This is a genomic window from Rhodococcus tukisamuensis NBRC 100609 (assembly GCF_001894985.1).
Classification (GTDB): Bacteria; Actinomycetota; Actinomycetes; order Mycobacteriales; family Mycobacteriaceae; genus Rhodococcus_G; species Rhodococcus_G tukisamuensis.
On record NZ_BCXG01000056.1, the window covers coordinates 1 to 2,428 of the forward strand.

The following is a 2,428-nucleotide window of genomic DNA, read 5'->3' on the forward strand; positions in this document are numbered from 1 at the left end:
AAACGGAAACCGACTGCCCCACCCTCACACCCGCCGGCACCGCGGCCAACACCGTCGTGGTGACGTTCTTGCTCACCGTCACGGTCGTGCCCTTGTTCGGGTAGCTACCCGAACCCAGCGACCCGGAGTAGTCCGTCCACGTGTTCATCGCGACGTCACGATCACAGTTCGCGCCGACCTTGTACGAGAACTCGAACGTCCGCGACTTCGGCTCGATGTTCGGGTACACCGACCAATCGCCCGTGACCCTCACGAAGTCCGCACCCTGGCTCTCGAGCCCACGCGGAGAGCCGTCGACCTTCGCCGAGCCGTCCACGTACGTCATGCACGCGGGATGGAAGTCCTTGACCGCCTGGACGTACTCAACGACGGTGAGAGCCTTCCGCATGAACTTCATCGAGGTCGTGACGATCTCGCCCTCGACCGGCGTCGTGTTGCTGACGGTCCGGGTGAAGTTGCTGTTGCCGTCGGCCCAGGACACCGAACTCGGCGCCGCACCAGCCATCCCGACGCCGGCGGTGACCGCGAACCCGGCCGCCACCGCGAACGCGCTCACACCACCGATCACCCGGCGGGTGTTTCCTACAGACATGGTTTCCTCTCAGACGACGGACCGGGACGGCCGCCGGAAATCGAATGTGGCCCGAAAAGTCGGGCCTCGGGTCCCCCGCCGCACGGTGGCCGCGAGGGACCCGAGGCCCTGATCAGTTGTGTGGTGCTGTGCCTAGCTGCCGAAGAGCGAACCGAGGCTGCCGGTGCCGCCGCCGTTCTCGCCGCCGGGGTTGCCCTCGGCCACCGCCACGGAGACGCTGTCAGCGGATGCGTTGACGGTGCCGACACCGGAGAACTCGGCCGCGATGCTGCGCTGACCGGCGACGGCAGGCGTCCACGCGATGCTCGCCTGGCCGTTCGCGTCGACGTTGGCGGTGCCGATCACGACACCGTTCTCCTTGAAGGTGACAGAGCCGCCGGCGTTGCCGGGGGTGACCTTCGCGGACACGCTCGACGCCTGGCCGACCTTCAGGTTCTCACCGACGGTGAGCACGGTGGTCGAGCTGGAGTTCTCGGCCGGCTGCGCCGCCACGGTCACGTTGGCGGAGGTGTTCGAGCCGGTGACACCGGTGCGTCCGGAGAACGTCGCGGTGATCGCGTGGGCACCCGGGGTGGCCGGCACCCACGAGTACACAGCCTCGCCGTTGGCGCCGACAGGAACCTCGGCCAGCGTCGCGGCGCCGTCCTTGAACACGACGTTGCCACCGGCACCGGCCGGGGAAACGGTGGCCTTCAGGGTGCTCGACCGCCCGACCTGGGCGTCGGTGATGGGGGCAAGCGTGGTCGACGAGACGGCGTCGGACTGCGCGACCTGGATGTTCTGCTGGGCCGACTGCGAACCCTGAGCCTTGGCGGTTGCCCCGAACTTCGCGGACAGCGAATGGGCGCCGCGCTCGGCGGGCGTCCACGTCAGAGTCGCGACGCCGGCAGCGTCGAGTGCACCCTGGCCGATCTTGGTCGCACCGTCGAAGAACTCGACGTTGTTGCCCGCTGCACCGCCGGTCACGGTCGCCGTCAGCGGCACGGCCTGGCCCACCTGGACGCCCGCAGGCACTGCGGCGAGCGCCGTCGTGGTGACGTTCTTGCTCACCGTCACGGTCGTGCCCTTGTTCGGGTAGCTACCCGAACCCAACGACCCGGAGTAGTCCGTCCACGTGTTCATCGCGACGTCACGATCACAGTTCGCGCCGACCTTGTACGAGAACTCGAACGTCCGCGACTTCGGCTCGATGTTCGGGTACACCGACCAATCGCCCGTGACCCTCACGAAGTCCGCGCCCTGGCTCTCGAGCCCACGCGGAGAGCCGTCGACCTTCGCCGAGCCGTCCACGTACGTCATGCACGCGGGATGGAAGTCCTTGACCGCCTGGACGTACTCAACGACGGTGAGAGCCTTCCGCATGAACTTCATCGAGGTCGTGACGATCTCGCCCTCGACCGGCGTCGTGTTGCTGACGGTCCGGGTGAAGTTGCTGTTGCCGTCGGCCCAGGACACCGAACTCGGCGCCGCACCAGCCATGCCGACACCGGCGGTGACCGCGAACCCGGCGGCGATGGCCACTGCGCTGAGGCCACCGATCACCCGGCGCGTGTTTTCGTGAGTCATACATTCCTCTCGACGACAGTCCAAGACGACCGTCCAACTTTTTGGATTCGGGCCCAGGGTAACGCAACCGGCCGCTCGTCACAGGAAGATCACGGGATGAAAACTGGGCCGTGGCCATTTTGTTTTAACCCAACGCCGCCGGCTTCCATTTTCTTGCACCGGCAAGACAGGTCCTGAACTGGCGCTATGCATGCACGCACACCCTGACCGCAGTTGACCGCTACGCGCGGTTTACATCTGTTGCCAGCCGGTAATTTTTGACTTTGGTTT

General features: G+C 66.4%; 1 protein-coding gene and 1 pseudogene. Both read right to left on the reverse strand.

The features are described from left to right. Positions 1 to 592 (reverse strand): annotated as a pseudogene (locus tag RT2_RS24880) (Ig-like domain-containing protein); the annotation flags it as partial. 132 nt (positions 593 to 724) lie between these two features. Then, positions 725 to 2,158, reverse strand: a complete 1,434-nt coding sequence (locus tag RT2_RS24885) for an Ig-like domain-containing protein (RefSeq protein ID WP_072847481.1) — start codon at positions 2,156 to 2,158, stop codon at positions 725 to 727. Positions 2,159 to 2,428: the final 270 nt, after the last annotated feature.

Coding starts and splice junctions, on each gene's coding strand:
- RT2_RS24885 (WP_072847481.1), bottom strand. CDS start 2,158: ATGACTCACGAAAACACGCGCCGGGTGATCGGTGGCCTCAGCGCAGTG.